The organism is Burkholderiales bacterium (assembly GCA_023511995.1).
Classification (GTDB): domain Bacteria; phylum Pseudomonadota; class Gammaproteobacteria; order Burkholderiales; family Thiobacteraceae; genus Thiobacter.
This window is the reverse complement of record JAIMAL010000017.1, coordinates 1-15,214: the sequence shown is the minus strand read 5'-3', so window position 1 is coordinate 15,214 and position 15,214 is coordinate 1. Positions and strand designations below refer to the sequence as shown.

Below are 15,214 nucleotides of genomic sequence, written 5' to 3'. Positions count from 1 at the left end.
GTCCACTTGTTCAGGGGTGCTTGCGGGAGTGCTGGCGGTGGCGTTGCCAGTTGGCGGCATACGCCTCGGCCAGGCGCGGGTTGCCGCGCAGGATGAGGACATTTTCCGCGTTTTTGAACTGCCCTGCATAGGTGAAATTCATGGAGCCGGTGATGACCGCCGCCTGCGCCGTGCCCGGATCGATGATGATGACCTTGCTGTGGGCGGCGCTGTGCTGGTCATCCAACCAGACCGGTATTCCGGCCTCCGCCAGGAGCCGGATGCGGCTGTTCTCCAGCTTCAGGGACTGTTCTGCATCCGCCACCACCTGCACATCGACGCCGCGCCGTTTCGCTTCGATGAGGGCGAAGGCGATCTCGTTGCTGGTGAAGCTGAAGGCCTGGACGCGGATTTTCTGTCTTGCCTCACGCAGCGCTTGCGCGATGAGATGGATGGCGTTGTCCTCCGGCGTGAAGGCAAGCTCGATGCTGCCCTGCGCCGGCAGCCGTTCTGCACTTTCGGCGGGGGCGATGAGGAAAAGGAGGCTTGCGAGGAGCGGGCCAAGCAGGCGTGTCATGCTGATCCTTCGGCGGCAGAACTCACGTCGTACTCGAGGGCGGCGGCGAAGAAGGCATCCGTGCCGTGGCTGGCCGGTGAGAGGCGAAGAAAGTCTCCCATCTCGAGGGGGATGTGGCTTTTGGCCAAAAGCTCGCCGGCGGGGCGCAGCCTGAAATCGCGATGCCGTTTAAGGAAGGCGGCGACGATATTTTCGTTTTCTTCCTTAAGGATGCTGCAGGTGGCATAGACGAGCCGGCCACCGGGTTTGAGCAGGCGCGCGGCCGCCTCCAGGATGCGCGCCTGTTTTGCCGTCAGTTCCGCCACCGACTGGGGGGTCTGACGCCACTTGAGGTCGGGATTGCGCCGCAGCGTGCCCAGCCCCGTGCAGGGGGCATCCACCAGCACACGGTCGAATTTGCCCGCCAGACGCTTGAGGCGGACATCGCCTTCGTCCTCGATGACCTGCGGATGCACATTGGACAGGCCGGAACGGGCCAGGCGTGGCTTAAATTGGGCAAGGCGTCGGGCGGAGACGTCGAAGGCATAAAGCCGCCCCTGGGCGTGCATGAGGGCGCCCAGCAAAAGCGTCTTGCCGCCGGCGCCGGCGCAGAAATCTGCCACCCGCTCGTGCCGTTTCGGTGCCAGAAGAAAACCCAGAAGCTGGCTGCCTTCGTCCTGGACCTCGATCACGCCCGCAGTGAAGAGGGGATGCCGGTTGATCGCCGGTTTGTGGGCAAGGCGGATACCCACGGGGGAGTAGGGGGTCGCGGTGGCGGCGAAGCCCTCCGCCTGAAGCCGCGCCAGCACCTCTTCCCGGCTGGCCTTGAGGGTGTTGACCCGCAGATCGAGGGGTGCTTGCTGCTGCATGGCCCGCCCCAGCTCCAGGATGGCCTCGTCGCTGAGGCTTTCTTGCAGCCGTTCCACCACCCAGTCCGGCAGTTCCGCGCGCACGCCCAAGGGCAGCGCCGCTGTGGGACGCGCCTTGATGCGCTTGACGAGGGCGGCCTCGCCCGCTTCAAGCACGGGTTCGAGGGCGCGCAGATTGTAGCCTTCGATGCGGGTGAGATAGGCCAAAAGCAACGGCCGCGGTTCGCGGCATTCACACAGATATTCGAGGAAACGCAGCCGGCGCAGCACGCCATACACCCTTTCTGCCACCAGGCTGCGATCCCGCGCCCCCAGATGATGGGTGCGTAGGTAGTGGGACAACACCTTGTCCGCGGGGTGGGTGAAGGGCAGGATTTCTGCGAGGGCCCCCACCACGTGGTGGAGGAGGGCGGGGCTTAGGCTCATGGCTTGAGCGCGGACGGCCGCAGGGTCCATTCCTTGAGAAGACTGAAGCTCACCGCGATCAGGGTGGGGCCGAGGAAAACGCCGAGGAAGCCGAAGGCGAGGATTCCCCCGAGCACCCCGAAGAGGACGAGGATGAAGGGTAGATCCGCCCCCTTGCTGATGAGATAGGGCTTGAGCACGTTGTCGATGCTGGAGACCACCAGCGCCCCCCACAGGGCGAGGAAGATCGCCATGCCCGTTTCACCCTGGGCAAAGAGCCAGATGGCGGCGGGGATCCACACGAGCGGCGGACCCATGGGGATGATGGAAAGGAAAAAGGTGAGCAGGCCCAGCATGAGGGCTCCCGGCACGCCGGTGATGAGAAAACCGATGCCGGCCAGGATGCCCTGGGCCAGTGCTGTGCCGAGAATGCCATAGACCACCCCCTGAATGGTGCCGCCGGCCAGGTGCATGAGGCGCACGCCCCGCTCGCCCCCGAGACGTTCCACGGCCGTGGCCAGATGATCAGCCAGACTCGCGCCGTCGCGATAGATGAAAAAGGCGACGAACACGGCGAGCACCAGCATCAACACGCCATGCGCCAGCGCCAGCCCCTGGGCGAGCAGCCAGCGGGAGACGGTGGGCAGTGCGGCGCGGGCCTGCTGCACGAGGGAATTGGGGTCATCCACCACCCGCTGCCAGTATTCGGCGATGCCATTGCCCACCAGGGGCAGCGAAGCAAGCCAGGACGGTGCTGAGCGCGGCGCATGGTTTAAGGCCTGCTGCAGGGTTTGTGCAAGTTGGGCGACGCTATCGCCGAGACTTGCCCCCACCACCACGAAGGGCAGCACGAGGAGGAGCGTCACGGCCACGCACATGAGGAAGGCGGCAAGATTACGCCTGCCTTTGAGCAGCCGGGTGAGCTGGTCGAAGAGGGGCCAGGTGGCATAGCAGAGGATGGAGGCCCACAGCAGCACCGAAACGAAGGGCAGCAGCACGAGCAGCGTGCCGAAGGCGAGAAGGCCCAGGAGCAGGACCAGCAGCAAAGGCTCGAGGCGAAGGGAAGAGGGGGGCGCGGACATGGGCAGCCAAAAGCACCTATTGTAACGGCGAAAGCCCTTGGGGAAAGATGCGGGCGTTCATTGGGCAAGCAGGGTGTCTACCACCTGCTCCGCCACCTCGCCGCGTCGGTCCACGAAGCGCAGGCGTACCGGCAGCCAGTGGTAGTCCCGGGCAAGCCACAGCGTGAGCGCATCCTCCCCCGGTGCCTGGATGCGTTCCAGTCGTTCCGTCACCAGCGGCCCCAGCGGGGTGTCGAGGGTTTCCTCGCCGACCACCCGATAGCGATAGCGGTCGAACTTGCGGCCGTTGGTCACCGGCAGTTCCAGCACGCCGTTGTGGGGCGCGGTGAGCGCGAGCTGATAGAAGACCGACAGCACGTCCTGACTGCCGGCGGGCAGGGGGACGGTTTTCTCCTCACCGCTGCGGCCGAAACGCAGGCTGCCCGCGCCCCAATCGAAACTGGCCGATTCCGTGCGGTCTTGCCGCTGTCCCCGCTGAATCCAGAAACTCAGGGGTTTGAGGCCTTCGGGGGTGATGAGGCCGCGGCTCACCTGAAGGAGCACGCCGGGCAGAAAAAGGGAGAACACCCCGGTCGCCTCGGCGGTGCTGGTCAAGGTGTACTGGTCGTCGGTGACCTGCCACTCGTGGCGCATGCGCCCCACCACCAGGCCCTGCTCGCCGCGGATGAGGGTGAAATCGATGACGATGCGGCCAGGGAGCCGAGCCTCGCCTGCCACTGACGGCGCATCGGCCTCGGCTGCGAGCTCGCTGCTTATGGCGGCCGGTTCCTCCTGGTTTATGGTGGCTCGCGGCGTCTCGCCTCCCTGCGCCTCCGGTGGTTCCGGGGCAGGGGGGGTGAGGCGCCTTGGCGGCGCAGCTTTTACCGTCGCCTTCCCAGCCCGGAGTTTTGCCGCAGGCGGCGCCGGTGGCATGGGCTCAAGCCGCGCAAGAAGCGGCGGCGTAGAAGGGGGTGTGGGTGGCCGGGGTGCAGGCAGCAAAAGGAGCAGGGCGTGGGCGAGAGCCGAGAGCAAAAGCGCCCACAGCAGCCGGTGGGGTAGCGTCATGTTCCCGCCCTTCGTGGGACCCCCAGCGCTCGCGTGAACACTGCCGCTTCACTGGACGAGAAGGCGGGTGAGCACCTGGGTGAGCCGCGCCCCCCCTTCCTCCTCGAAGACGATTTTCACCGGCAGCTGGTGGCGGTCGAGGGCCAGCCACACGTCGGTACCCTCATCGCCGGGCTCCCGTACGCGACTCCACTGCACGGTGCGAAAGGAGCCGGCGGGCGTGACCAGCTCCCCTTCCTCCACTCGCCGGTAGGTGTAGCGGCTGATTCTGCGCCCATTGGTCATGTCGAAGACGAGCACGGGTTTGTCGAGCTTGAGAAACATGAACTGATACATGAGGCTCAAGCGGTCCTGCAGCCCCGGGGAAATGGGCAGGATCTCCTCCTCTCCGTCGTGCTGAAGGCGCGCCTGCCGGGCCTTCCAGTCGAAATCGGCGATGATGCGGCGCGCCGGCGCCGCTCCCCGGTGGTGCTCGAAGTGCAGGGGCTGAAGTCCATTGTGGGTCACCCGCCCTTCGGAGAGGAAGCGGATGTTTTCCCGGGTGAGGAGGCGCAAGACACCCACGGCCTGAGTGACGCTCTCGATGCGGTAACGACCCCTGTCTTGGGTAAAGACTTCCACCACCTCGGCCAGTTCCTGACCGTTGCGGGTCAGGCTGTAATGGGCGGTGATGCGGCCGGGCGCCGCCTGGGCCGTGAGGCTTGCCGCGACGAGCAGGAGCGCGATGACTTTCCTCATGCGTCCCAGGGAGCAAGCAGCGCGCCGCAGGAGGCGCCGGCTTTCGTCACCTCGACGCGGCCGTCTTCCTTGAGAAGGATGCGTCCCTCCAGGAACCAGCGGATCACCGCCGGATAGAGACGGTGTTCCTGTTCCAACACCCGAGAGGCCAGCCGCTCGGGGGTGTCGCCGTCGAAGACAGGTACGGCGGCCTGGGCGATGATGGGACCATGGTCCACGGTGGGTGTGACGAAATGCACCGTGCAGCCGTGAACGCGCACCCCTGCTGCAAGGGCCCGCCGGTGGGTGTCGAGACCAGGGAAGAGGGGCAGCAGGGAGGGATGGATGTTGATCATGCGCCCCGCGTAATGGTTGACGAAATCCGCCGTGAGCACCCGCATGAAACCGGCCAGCACGACGAGATCGGGCGTGTATTCCTCGATGACGCTGCGGAGTGCGGCATCGAAATCCTCCCGCCGCGCATAGTGCCGGTGATCCACCACCCGCGTGGGGATGCCCCGGGCGCGGGCGAACTCAAGCCCGGCGGCGAGGGGATTGTTGCTGATCACCGCGGCAACCCGGTCGGCAAGCCCCGCCTCGAGGATGGCGCGCAGATTGCTGCCGCGGCCGGAGATGAGGATGACGAAGGATTTCACGCGCCTACGCCACCACGGTCTGCGGCTGCCCCGGCGCCCGCGGCACGATGCGGCCCAGGGTGTGGACGGTCTCGCCCTGCTCGGTGAGGAAACGCCGGGCTTCCTCCGCCACTTCCGGTGCCACCACGACCACCATGCCGATGCCGCAATTGAAGGTGCGGTACATCTCCCGCTCGGCGACATTGCCCGCTTCCTTGAGCCAGCGGAAGATGGGCGGCATTTCCCAGGCGTGCCGGTCGAGCACCGCACTCACGTGCTCGGGCAGGATGCGCGGCACGTTTTCCAGAAGGCCCCCGCCGGTGATGTGGGCAAGCCCCTTGACCGGCAGTCGTTCCATCAGCGCGAGCAGCGGTTTCACGTAGATGCGCGTGGGTTCGAGGAGGGTTTCGCCCAGGCTGCGGCCATGAAAATCGCCGGCGAGATCGCAACCGGTGATCTCCAGCACCTTGCGGATGAGGGAATAGCCGTTGGAGTGGGGGCCGCTTGCGGCAAGACCCAGCACCACATCGCCGACGGTGATGTCGCGGCCGGTGATGATGCGGCTCTTTTCCACCACGCCCACGGCAAAACCGGCGAGATCGTATTCCCCCGGCGCATACATGCCGGGCATTTCCGCCGTTTCGCCGCCGATGAGGGCGCAGCCGGCAAGTTCGCAGCCGCGGGCGATGCCCTTCACCACCTCGGTGGCGGTGGCGACATCGAGCCGGCCGCAGGCGAAATAATCGAGGAAGAAGAGGGGCTCTGCGCCCTGGACCAGGATGTCGTTGACGCTCATCGCCACCAGGTCGATGCCGATGGTGTCGTGGCGGTTCAACTGGAAGGCGAGCTTGAGTTTGGTGCCCACGCCGTCGGTGCCGGAGACCAGCACCGGTTCCCGGTATTTGCCGGTGAGCTCGAAAAGGGCGCCGAAGCCACCGATGCCGGCGAGCACTTCGGGACGCAGGGTACGGCGGGCCAGCGGCTTGATATTCTCCACCAGCGCATCGCCGGCATCGATGTCGACACCGGCATCGCGATAACTCAGGGAGGGCGGGGATTGTTCAGGGTTCAATTGAGTTCCTGCAGGGGGTTCGGGTAAAGTCGTGGTTGACCCGGAATTTTACCCCAACGCTCCATTGACCGCCCATGCAGCAGCTCACCCTGGAGCTCACGCCACCGCCACCACCCACCCTGGAGAATTTCGTTCCCGGCAGAAACGCCGAGGTGCTGGCCGCCCTGCGTGCCCTGCTCGAGGGGCGCGCGGGGGAGCGCTTCGTCTACCTGTGGGGGGGCCGCGGTTGTGGCAAGAGCCACCTCGCGGCGGGTTTTCTGGCCGCGGCCGCCGCCCTGGGGCTCACCACCGGCCAGGTGCGGGCGGGCGAGGAGGCGCTTTCGCCTGCGGAACTCGCCCGCCGGGGCGCCGTGGCGGTGGAGGACGTGGGACGGCTCAATGATGCCCAACAGATTGCCCTCTTCGACCTCATCAACCGCATGCAGGAAGGCACAGCGTTGCTCCTCGTCACCGGCAGTGTACCCCCCATGCGGCTGCGCCTGCGGCCGGAGCTGGCCACCCGGCTTGCGCAGGGACTGATCTACCAGGTGCACTGTCTGTCGGACGAGGACAAGGCCCAGGCCCTGATGGCCCATGCCCGGGAACGGGGCTTCACCCTCGGCGGGGATGTGGCGGCCTATCTTCTGCGCACCTGGCAGCGGGATCTGCCTTCCCTCATGGGGCTGCTCGAGGCCCTCGACCGCTATTCGCTGCAGGTCAAGCGGCCCATCACGCTGCCCCTGGTGCGGGAGGTGTTGGCCCTCCTTGCTCACGAAACGCCGGCATCGGCATCACGGGAGCGCTGAGGGCGCCTACCCCTTGTCGGCAGCGGCCTGCTCGGCGGCGATTTCCGCGCGCACCTGGTCCATGTCCAGGGATTTGGCGCCTTCCACCACCTGTTCCAGGGCCTGGGGGGGGAGCGCACCCGCCTGGGAGAAAAGGATGATCCGCTCGCGGAAGACCATCAGCGTGGGAATGGAACGGATCTGGAAGTAGCCGGCAATCTCGGGCTCCTCCTCGGTATTCACCTTGCCGAACACCACGTCCGGATAGCGCTCCGAGACGGCTTCATAGACGGGGGCGAAGGATTGGCAGGGACCGCACCAGGGGGCCCAGAAATCCACGAGCACGAGATCGTTGTTGAGGACGGTTTCCTCGAAATTGTCTTTGGTCAGTTCCACGGTGGCCATGCTGTTCACTCCGGCTCAAGGGTTGAAAAGAAGTTGACCGGAGGGACAGGGAAGCGGGCTTCCGGGCCGACGCGGTGCAACCACAGGCATTATCCCGCAAATCGCGGGCGGGGCCAAAGCCTGCCGCAGCTTCAGGGATGATCCGCAGCTGACTTACAGGGAGACGGCGGCAAGCGGTGCGCCGTCTGCGTCTTCCTGCTGCTGCAGGGCCCACATGTGGGCGTAGAGACCGTTTGCCTCCAGAAGTTCCCGGTGGGTGCCGGCTTCGACGATGCGGCCATGGTCCATGACCAGGATGCGGTCGGCATCGACGATGGTGGACAGGCGATGGGCGATGACGAGGGTGGTGCGGTTTTCGGCGATGCGCCGCAGTTCCGCCTGGATGGCCTTTTCCGATTTGGAGTCCAGCGCTGAAGTCGCTTCATCGAAAATGAGGATGCGCGGATTCTTGAGCAGGGCGCGGGCGATGGCCACGCGCTGCTTTTCACCGCCGGAAAGCTTGAGGCCCCGTTCCCCCACCAGGGTATCGTATTTGTCCGGCAGGCTTTCGATGAAGTCGTGGATGTGGGCGGCCTTGGCGGCGGCGATGACTTCCTCGCGGCTGGCATCGGGTCGGCCATAGGCGATGTTGTAGTAGATCGTGTCGTTGAACAGCACCGTGTCCTGGGGCACGATGCCGATGGCCGCACGCAGGCTTTTCTGGGTGACATCGCGGATGTCCTGGCCGTCGATGAGGATGCGGCCGCCGGTGACGTCATAGAAACGGAACAGCAGGCGCGACAGCGTGGATTTGCCGGCCCCGCTGTGGCCCACCACGGCCACGGTCCTGCCCGGTGGCACGACGAAGCTGACATCGAAGAGAATCTGGCGTCGTGGCTCATAGGCGAAATCCACGTGCTCGAAACGGATCTCGCCCCGCGTCACCTTGAGTTCCGGTGCACCGGGCTTGTCGCGGATTTCCGGGGTGACTTCGAGCAGCCCGAACATCTTTTCCATGTCCGCCAGGGAGTGCTTGATCTCCCGATAGACGAAGCCGAGGAAGTGTAGCGGCAGGTAAATCTGGATCATGTAGGCGTTGACCAGCACCAGATCGCCGAGGGTCATGGTGCCCTCGATCACCCCTTCCGCGGCGAGGAACATGAGCAGGGTGACGCCGACGGCGATGATGAAACTCTGGCCGGCGTTGAGGGCGGCAAGCGAAGTCTGGTTGCGGATGGCCGCCTTTTCCCACACCTGCAGGCTTTCGTCATAGCGCCGCGTCTCGAACGCTTCGTTGCCGAAATACTTGACCGTCTCGTAGTTGAGCAGGCTGTCGATGGCGCGGGTGTTGGCTTTGGAATCCATGTCGTTCATGGTGCGGCGGAAAACCATGCGCCATTCCGTGACGAACAGGGTGAAGGCCACATAGACAAGGAGGGTGGCCAGCACGATGAGGGCAAAGCGGATGTCGTAGTGGACGATGAGGATGCCTGCCACCAGCCCGATTTCCACCAGGGTGGGCAAAATATTGAACAGCATGAAATTGAGCAGGAAGCCGATGCCCCGGGTGCCGCGTTCGATGTCGCGGGACACCCCTCCCGTCTGCCGCTCCAGGTGAAAGCGCACCGGCAGCGCGTGCAGATGGCTGAACACCTTGAGCGCCACACGACGGATGGCCCGCTGGGTGACCTTGGCGAACACTGCATCGCGCAGTTCGCCAAAGAGGGTGCTGGCAAAGCGCAGCAGGCCGTAGCCGAGGAGGAAGGCGACGGGCAGCACCAGCTCCGGACGGGGTTTGTCCAGGGCATCGACGATGTGCTTGAGCATGAGGGGGACGGCCACGTTGGCCACCTTGGCCAGCACCAGCAGGGCAAGGGCCAACGCCACCCGCCAGCGGAACTCCCACAGATAGGGCAGCAGGGTGCGGATGGTCTTCCAGTCGTTGCGGTTTTTCGGCGCCGGGCCGTAATGCCGGATACGCATGTGTCAAAACTTCGTCGGATTGTGCCGGTGAGCGTCAGTAAGCTGCGGTGGGGCAAAATAGCACGCCGTCGTTTTCCGCGTCCAGGCGAGGGTTTTGGCTTGTCCCGCCGCCGGTGGGGTCAATGGAACAATTCTTGCTACCCACTTCCTGCCGGGGGCACGACGAGGCGGAAGGGGGAGGACGCGCTTCCCGTTGTTCCCGTTAAAGTTGTGCCGGGCCAGGCCGATATGAAGCCACTGGGAGTGGCGCGCCGGGCGGCCGACAGGGGCGCGATTTTTCACTACAATTCCTCCCAGGCGCTTTGCTTCCGGTAAGAAGAGTGCACAGGTAGATCATGGCGTTTCTCGACGAACTCAAAAAACAGGCCGAACTCAAGCGGCAGCAGGAGCAAACCGAAACGCAGTCCAAGCTGGTCACCGTCAGCCAGAACTTCATGGCGGTCCAGACCAAGTACAAGGAAATCCAGCGCTACCTCCAGGAGCTCGTCAACCAGCTCAACGTCCTCAACCTGGATATCAAGCGCAGCTATTTCATCGACGGCTTTGGCCTGATCGACGATTTCCGCCCGCAGAACTATGCGCTCAGCATCGACTCCATCCGCATCGGGCAGAAGGATTTCATCAATACCCTGGTGCTGCGCTTCAAATGTGTCACCGACAAGGTGATCCAGTTCGAACGGGACACGCCGCAGAAGATCGACAACCAGAAGGAATACCTCTGGCAGAACAATCTCAAATACCAGTGCACGGAGTTCCGCAACGAGCGCGGTCTCGTCACCCGCGCCGTCTTCACCGTGGCCAGCGAAATTCCGGTCACGGCCCGGTTCTCCGCCGATTTCGAAAAGGCGCGCATCACCCTGCAGGTGCGCAATCTGCATGGCCTCACCATCAACGAATTCGTCTATGACGTGAACGAGATCAATCAGGAAGTGCTGGACGAATTCGCCAAGTTCATCCTGGACAAGCCGAACCGGCTGCGGGAGCTGGGCGTCCATCAGCAGGCCCGGCGCACCCTGGTGCGTCCCGCCACAGCGGCGAAAACGGCGCCACCGGCAGCGCCGGGCAACGAAGGGGAGGCGGAGAAAAGCCAGGAGCAGGAAGGCAAGGGGTTGCTCGGCAAGCTGAAATCCCTCTTCTCGTGAGTCCCAGGTGGCCGCGTCCATGGATCTGACCCAGTTCTTCCGCCTGATGGCGGAAAAACGCGCCTCCGACCTCTTCTTTTCCGCCGGCGCACCCGTCTACATCAAGATCGAGGGCGAGATCCGCCCCGTCAACCAGCAGGTCTTCGATGCGGCCATGGTCAAGCGCGTGGCCTATGCGTTGATGACCGAGGAGCAGATCCGCACCTTCGAGGCCAGATGGGAGATGAACTTCGGGCTGTCCGTGCCCAACTGCGGACGGTTCCGCGTCAATGTCTTCCGCCAGCGGGGTTCGGTAGCCATGGTCATCCGCTACATCACCGACCAGGTGCCCTCCATCGACAGCCTGGGCCTGCCGCCGGTGCTCAAGGACCTGGTCATGCAGAAGCGGGGCCTGATCCTGGTGGTGGGGGCCACCGGTTCCGGCAAATCCACCACCCTGGCGGCGATGATCGACCATCGCAACACCCACGCCACGAGTCACATCCTCGCCATCGAGGACCCCATCGAATTCATCCACCGCCACAAGCGTTCCATCGTCAACCAGCGGGAAGTGGGCATCGACACCGAGTCCTATGCCAGTGCCCTGGTCAACGCCCTGCGCGAGGCGCCGGACGTCCTCCTCATCGGCGAGATCCGCGATCAGGAGACCATGCGCCAGGCGCTCATCTACACCCAGACCGGCCATCTGTGTCTGGCCACGCTGCACGCCAACAATGCCTATCACGCCCTCAACCGCATCATCAGCCTCTTCCCCGCGGAGACCCACGAGGGACTTTTGCTGGACCTGGCCACGAGCCTGAAGGCGGTCATCTCCCAGCGGCTGGTGAAGGGGGTGGATGGCAAACGGGTGGCGGCGGTGGAGGTCCTCATCAACAACCTGCACATTGCCGAACTCATCCAGCGGCGGGAGATCGACAAGATCAAGGAGGCCATCGAGCAAAGCCTGGTGGAAGGCGCGCAGACCTTCGAGGAATCGCTGCTGGAGCTTTATGTGAATGGCCGCATCAGCCGGGAGGAGGCGCTCATCAACGCCGATTCCCGCACCAACATGGAGTGGCTCATCGCCAATTCCAACAAGTACCGCGAATTGCGGGCGCAGCGGGCGCGCCAGGTGATGATCGATGAAGACAAGGTGCGGGAGGACACCCAGCAGGAGCTGCCCGGGCTGCTCAGCGCGGAGGATCTGGACAAGCTGGGGGTGGCCCGCATCCCGGGCGGCCGATAGGCCGGCCTTCCTTCACTTTCGCAACGGGCCCTTTCGCAACGGGGGACAAGCCGCCTCTCCCGTCGCGTCTAGCGCGCGGCGAGATATTCCTGAAACTCCTCTGCACTCATTTCCCGCACCTTCATGCCGGCGCGGGCGGTGAAGGGGTAGTAAAACGTGTACTGGTCGTTGATCCTCACCTTGATGATGACCGTGTCCGGGTTGGCCTGGCTGCGGTTGCGGAAAAGACGTTGGGCAAGCCACTTGATCATGGTGTGCGCTCCTCGAACTGATGCGGACTCCGCACACCATCTAGCAACCCTCATGCCATCTGCGGCAGCGTGCCCGGGGGTCGGGGCGGGGGCTCACGAAACAAGGACTTAGCGGACGAAGACGGCCTCGAGGCCACACCGCTGGCAGCGATGGACCTTGCCCCCGTCGTCACGGGCGTGGAGGAAACGCCACTGGTGACCGAGAATCCGACACATGAGCCGCCGCATGAGCCGGGGCTTGCGGGCCGGATCGGGGGGACGGGCGGCGGCAGCAGAGTCCATGGCAGGCTTTCGCAGGATTTGCCCTGTCCTCGACGTGAAACCACGCGAAGCGTGTCCCCCCCTGTCCTCCCGGAGGGGACAGGGGGAGGAAACATTCCAGCAAACGGCCAGATCCTTCGGCGCGGCAGGGCGCTCTGATGTTGAGCAAGGCCAATGCCAAAGCCGTAATCGCTTGTTTCAACGGCGCTTTTTCGTAAGGTTCCGGGGCCGCCTGTAAACTTTCCCGACGTCAGGGTGTGGTGAAGGCGCTTCCCCAGCGTCCGCGATAGGCCACCTCCCCCAGGGGCAGGCGGCTGCGGGGCGCGGTTTCCCTTTCCCGCAGCGGCTCCGGCAACTGTTCCGGTGTGCCCCGGTGGCCGACGGCGATCATGGCCATGGCCGTCACCTCTGGCGGGACGCCGAAGGTCGTTTTGAGACGCTGCGCGTCAAAACCTCCCATCTGGTGGGCGGCCAGGCCCAAGGCCACCGCCTGCAGGCACAGACTCATGGCTGCCGCGCCCGTATCGTACTGGGCCCAGCGGTTGGGTTTGCCATCGTGACGGAAATCGGGCACGGCGAAGGCGGCGATGAGCAGGGGCACATCCTTGACCCAGAGCTGGTTGCCCTCCGCCAGGCAGTCGAAGGCGGCCTGCCAGCCCTGGGGGTCGGTTTGCCGGTTCCACAGGAGAAAACGCCAGGGCTGGTCCCCATAACAGGAAGGTGCCCAGCGCGCGGCTTCCAGGAGGGCGAGGATTTCCTGTTCCGTCACATTGCGTGCGGGGTCGAAGGCGCGTGGACTCCAGCGGTCACGCAGCAGCGGGTGGATGGGCACGGCGGTCTTTGCGGGTTTTTCCAGCATGTTCGGGCTCCCGGGTTTGGCGCGCGACCCTCAACCTCAAGCCTTGGCGGGGCGCAACAGGGCGGCTTCCACTTCCTCCCGCCTGGCGCGGCCGACGAGGACCTCGATGAGGGTGAGAGCAAAATCCATGGCCGTGCCGGGACCGCGGGAGGTGATCACCTTGCCATCCCGCACCACGGGTTCGGCGACATAGGTGACATCGGCCAGCCCCATGCTGTCGACGAAGCCCGGATAACTGGTGGCCTTCTTTCCGGACAGCAGCCCTGCATGGGCCAGCACCATGGGCGCGGCGCAGATGGCGCCGGTGAACCGGCCCGCCTCCGCCATTCGCCGCAACAGCGCTTTCACCCGCGCATCCTGGTCGAGGTTTTTTGCGCCCGGCATGCCGCCCGGCAGCACGACCATGTCGAAGTCCTGGTCGAGGACCGCATCCAGGGTGGTGTCGGGGACGATGACCGTCTGCCGGCTCGCCCGCACCGGGCCAGGGGCAAGCCCGGCGGTGACGACCTCGACGCCGGCGCGGCGCAGCAGATCAATGATGGTGACGGCTTCCAGTTCCTCGAAACCTTCTGCCAGGGGAACGAGTACGCGGGCCATGGTTGCCTCAATCGCGGAAGTTGGTGAACTGAAGGGGGAAGTCGGTGATGGATTTGCGCACCAGGGCGATGGTCTCCTGCAGCGTGTCCTTCTTCGGCCCCGCCACGCGCACCGCATCGCCGTGGATGCTGGCCTGAACCTTGAGCTTGCTCTCCTTGATGAGCTTGACGATTCTCTTCGCCAGCTCCGGATTGACCCCGGTCTTCACGGTGACGGTGCGTTTCATCTTGTTGCCGCTGATTTTCTCCGGCTTGCTAAGTTCCAGGCAGCGGATGTCGATGCCCCTTTTTATGAGCCGGGCGTTCAGAATATCCTGCACCTGGTCCAGCTTGAATTCGTCGTCGGCATAGACGGTGAGCACGTAATCGGCCTGCTCCACGCGGGCATCCGAGCCCTTGAAGTCAAAGCGGTTGGCCACTTCCCTGTTGGTCTGCTCCACCGCGTTGCGCACCTCCTGCTTGTCCACCTCGGAGACGATGTCGAACGATGGCATGGCTGCCTCCTACTTTTTCCGCGCTTCCCTGACGACGTAACTGGTGATGGGACCGCCGGTGCTGTCGTCGAACTCGATGGCGCATTCGATGGCGAGCCGGGCGAGGGCTTCCGCATCCAGCCGTGGATTGTCGTAGGACGCCCACAGCGCCCCCATGGCGTATTCGTTGCCCGCGCCGTAGGCGTAGAAGCGGGTGAACTCCTGCACCGTGCGGTGTGCGCCAACACCGAAGATGCCGTGGGGATTGGCGATCAAGACATGGATGCGGGAGCTTTCCAGATCATCCTCCTTGTCCTCCGTGGGGATGAGGAAATAGCGCTCCTTCATCGCCCCGTGGAGCTCCTGCCAGGTGCGGAAAATGGCCTGCACCGAATCCAGGGCCGGGGGTATTTCCAGGCTGGCGAAATAATCACGCAGGATGAGATTGAAGGTGGTGGTGCCGGTGACGGCGATGTAGCTATCGCCCACGCGCAGAATTTTTTCATGGTTGGCGATGTAGGCGGCGGATTCCTTGGTGGTGCCCCATTTGGTGAGGGTGTCCGCCGCGATGGCGATCTGGCCTTTCTTTCTGACAACCGCGAGCGTGGTCATGATTGTCTCCCGTCAGGCAGATTCCAGCCGAAATGGCTGCCCGTGAGGGCCGATGGTTTCCGGTCAAGCCAAACGGTCCCGGTGAAACTTCGCGCGCTTCATCATGCAAACGCAGCTCCTTTCAGCGGTGCTTACGTCGGGCGGCGATGCGCATGCGCAACGCATTGAGGCGGATGAAGCCGGTCGCATCCGCCTGGTTGTAGGCGCCCTGATCGTCCTCGAAGGTGGCGATGGCGGGATCGAACAGGGAATCGCTGGGTGAATCCCGTCCCACCACCATGGCATTGCCCTTGTAGAGCTTGAGC

Annotated in this window: 19 protein-coding genes; 3 read left to right on the top strand and 16 right to left on the bottom strand. The window is 64.4% G+C overall.

Features of this window, described 5'->3' with window-relative positions:
- Nucleotides 1–10: 10 nt before the first annotated feature.
- The 7 genes from K6T56_09455 to purM are packed head-to-tail and all read right to left on the bottom strand — an operon-like array spanning nt 11 to nt 6,359.
- Complete coding sequence (locus K6T56_09455; protein MCL6556572.1) at nt 11–556, bottom strand: phospholipase D family protein; 546 nt, start codon at nt 554–556, stop codon at nt 11–13.
- Nucleotides 553–1,830, bottom strand: coding sequence for an RsmB/NOP family class I SAM-dependent RNA methyltransferase (locus K6T56_09450; protein ID MCL6556571.1), 1,278 nt, complete (start codon nt 1,828–1,830; stop codon nt 553–555). The genes K6T56_09455 and K6T56_09450 overlap by 4 nt, the downstream gene beginning before the upstream one ends.
- Nucleotides 1,827–2,891, bottom strand: coding sequence for an AI-2E family transporter (locus K6T56_09445; GenBank protein MCL6556570.1), 1,065 nt, complete (start codon nt 2,889–2,891; stop codon nt 1,827–1,829). Before K6T56_09445 ends, K6T56_09450 begins: the two co-directional genes overlap by 4 nt.
- 57 nt (nt 2,892–2,948) lie before the next feature.
- Nucleotides 2,949–3,935, bottom strand: a complete 987-nt coding sequence (locus K6T56_09440) for a DUF3108 domain-containing protein (GenBank protein MCL6556569.1) — start codon at nt 3,933–3,935, stop codon at nt 2,949–2,951.
- Nucleotides 3,936–3,983: 48 nt separating this feature from the next.
- Nucleotides 3,984–4,673 carry a DUF3108 domain-containing protein gene (locus K6T56_09435; GenBank protein MCL6556568.1) on the bottom strand — a complete coding sequence of 230 codons (690 nt, stop codon included), beginning with the start codon at nt 4,671–4,673 and terminating at the stop codon, nt 3,984–3,986.
- Nucleotides 4,670–5,308, bottom strand: a complete 639-nt coding sequence (purN, locus tag K6T56_09430) for a phosphoribosylglycinamide formyltransferase (protein MCL6556567.1) — start codon at nt 5,306–5,308, stop codon at nt 4,670–4,672. The genes K6T56_09435 and purN overlap by 4 nt, the downstream gene beginning before the upstream one ends.
- A 4-nt stretch (nt 5,309–5,312) precedes the next feature.
- Nucleotides 5,313–6,359, bottom strand: coding sequence for a phosphoribosylformylglycinamidine cyclo-ligase (purM, locus tag K6T56_09425; GenBank protein MCL6556566.1), 1,047 nt, complete (start codon nt 6,357–6,359; stop codon nt 5,313–5,315).
- Between the two features lie 74 nt (nt 6,360–6,433).
- Here purM and hda point away from each other — a divergent pair, with 74 nt between their 5' ends.
- Complete coding sequence (gene hda / locus K6T56_09420; GenBank protein ID MCL6556565.1) at nt 6,434–7,144, top strand: DnaA regulatory inactivator Hda; 711 nt, start codon at nt 6,434–6,436, stop codon at nt 7,142–7,144.
- Nucleotides 7,145–7,150: 6 nt separating this feature from the next.
- Here hda and trxA read toward each other — a convergent pair whose 3' ends face one another.
- Both trxA and K6T56_09410 read right to left on the bottom strand, forming a co-directional pair.
- Nucleotides 7,151–7,528, bottom strand: a complete 378-nt coding sequence (trxA, locus tag K6T56_09415; GenBank protein MCL6556564.1) for a thioredoxin — start codon at nt 7,526–7,528, stop codon at nt 7,151–7,153.
- A gap of 153 nt (nt 7,529–7,681) precedes the next feature.
- Entirely contained in the window at nt 7,682–9,490 is a 1,809-nt protein-coding gene (locus K6T56_09410; GenBank protein ID MCL6556563.1) for an ABC transporter ATP-binding protein/permease, read from the bottom strand.
- Between the two features lie 335 nt (nt 9,491–9,825).
- Here K6T56_09410 and K6T56_09405 point away from each other — a divergent pair, with 335 nt between their 5' ends.
- Together K6T56_09405 and K6T56_09400 are read left to right on the top strand one after the other, a co-directional pair.
- Nucleotides 9,826–10,632, top strand: coding sequence for a hypothetical protein (locus K6T56_09405; protein MCL6556562.1), 807 nt, complete (start codon nt 9,826–9,828; stop codon nt 10,630–10,632).
- Nucleotides 10,633–10,651: 19 nt separating this feature from the next.
- Entirely contained in the window at nt 10,652–11,857 is a 1,206-nt protein-coding gene (locus K6T56_09400) for a PilT/PilU family type 4a pilus ATPase (protein ID MCL6556561.1), read from the top strand.
- Between the two features lie 68 nt (nt 11,858–11,925).
- Here K6T56_09400 and K6T56_09395 read toward each other — a convergent pair whose 3' ends face one another.
- The 7 genes from K6T56_09395 to K6T56_09365 form a co-directional block, all read right to left on the bottom strand.
- Nucleotides 11,926–12,108: a hypothetical protein gene (locus K6T56_09395; protein ID MCL6556560.1), complete on the bottom strand. Its 183-nt coding sequence runs from the start codon at nt 12,106–12,108 to the stop codon at nt 11,926–11,928.
- A gap of 108 nt (nt 12,109–12,216) precedes the next feature.
- Entirely contained in the window at nt 12,217–12,390 is a 174-nt protein-coding gene (locus tag K6T56_09390; protein ID MCL6556559.1) for a hypothetical protein, read from the bottom strand.
- 229 nt (nt 12,391–12,619) lie between these two features.
- On the bottom strand, nt 12,620–13,228 hold the full coding sequence (locus K6T56_09385; GenBank protein ID MCL6556558.1) for a nitroreductase family protein: 609 nt from the start codon (nt 13,226–13,228) through the stop codon (nt 12,620–12,622).
- Between the two features lie 36 nt (nt 13,229–13,264).
- Nucleotides 13,265–13,825 (bottom strand): DJ-1/PfpI family protein, encoded by a 561-nt coding sequence (locus K6T56_09380; protein ID MCL6556557.1) that lies wholly within the window; start codon nt 13,823–13,825, stop codon nt 13,265–13,267.
- Between the two features lie 7 nt (nt 13,826–13,832).
- The gene (locus K6T56_09375; protein MCL6556556.1) at nt 13,833–14,318 is read right to left on the bottom strand and encodes a YajQ family cyclic di-GMP-binding protein; all 486 of its coding nucleotides are present in this window, start codon (nt 14,316–14,318) and stop codon (nt 13,833–13,835) included.
- A gap of 9 nt (nt 14,319–14,327) precedes the next feature.
- Nucleotides 14,328–14,909, bottom strand: a complete 582-nt coding sequence (locus K6T56_09370; protein MCL6556555.1) for an MFS transporter — start codon at nt 14,907–14,909, stop codon at nt 14,328–14,330.
- 121 nt (nt 14,910–15,030) lie between these two features.
- Nucleotides 15,031–15,214: argininosuccinate synthase (locus tag K6T56_09365; protein ID MCL6556554.1), on the bottom strand; the 184-nt coding region annotated here is incomplete at its 5' end.

Excerpts from the sequence above, each read along its gene's own strand:
- K6T56_09440 (MCL6556569.1), bottom strand. The coding sequence starts at position 3,935 with ATGACGCTACCCCACCGGCTGCTGTGGGCGCTTTTGCTCTCGGCTCTC.
- K6T56_09405 (MCL6556562.1), top strand. The coding sequence starts at position 9,826 with ATGGCGTTTCTCGACGAACTCAAAAAACAGGCCGAACTCAAGCGGCAG.
- K6T56_09390 (MCL6556559.1), bottom strand. The coding sequence starts at position 12,390 with ATGGACTCTGCTGCCGCCGCCCGTCCCCCCGATCCGGCCCGCAAGCCC.
- K6T56_09455 (MCL6556572.1), bottom strand. The coding sequence starts at position 556 with ATGACACGCCTGCTTGGCCCGCTCCTCGCAAGCCTCCTTTTCCTCATC.
- K6T56_09445 (MCL6556570.1), bottom strand. The coding sequence starts at position 2,891 with ATGTCCGCGCCCCCCTCTTCCCTTCGCCTCGAGCCTTTGCTGCTGGTC.
- K6T56_09410 (MCL6556563.1), bottom strand. The coding sequence starts at position 9,490 with ATGCGTATCCGGCATTACGGCCCGGCGCCGAAAAACCGCAACGACTGG.
- hda (MCL6556565.1), top strand. The coding sequence starts at position 6,434 with ATGCAGCAGCTCACCCTGGAGCTCACGCCACCGCCACCACCCACCCTG.
- K6T56_09395 (MCL6556560.1), bottom strand. The coding sequence starts at position 12,108 with ATGATCAAGTGGCTTGCCCAACGTCTTTTCCGCAACCGCAGCCAGGCC.
- K6T56_09385 (MCL6556558.1), bottom strand. The coding sequence starts at position 13,228 with ATGCTGGAAAAACCCGCAAAGACCGCCGTGCCCATCCACCCGCTGCTG.
- K6T56_09380 (MCL6556557.1), bottom strand. The coding sequence starts at position 13,825 with ATGGCCCGCGTACTCGTTCCCCTGGCAGAAGGTTTCGAGGAACTGGAA.
- trxA (MCL6556564.1), bottom strand. The coding sequence starts at position 7,528 with ATGGCCACCGTGGAACTGACCAAAGACAATTTCGAGGAAACCGTCCTC.
- K6T56_09450 (MCL6556571.1), bottom strand. The coding sequence starts at position 1,830 with ATGAGCCTAAGCCCCGCCCTCCTCCACCACGTGGTGGGGGCCCTCGCA.
- K6T56_09370 (MCL6556555.1), bottom strand. The coding sequence starts at position 14,909 with ATGACCACGCTCGCGGTTGTCAGAAAGAAAGGCCAGATCGCCATCGCG.
- K6T56_09375 (MCL6556556.1), bottom strand. The coding sequence starts at position 14,318 with ATGCCATCGTTCGACATCGTCTCCGAGGTGGACAAGCAGGAGGTGCGC.
- K6T56_09400 (MCL6556561.1), top strand. The coding sequence starts at position 10,652 with ATGGATCTGACCCAGTTCTTCCGCCTGATGGCGGAAAAACGCGCCTCC.
- K6T56_09435 (MCL6556568.1), bottom strand. The coding sequence starts at position 4,673 with ATGAGGAAAGTCATCGCGCTCCTGCTCGTCGCGGCAAGCCTCACGGCC.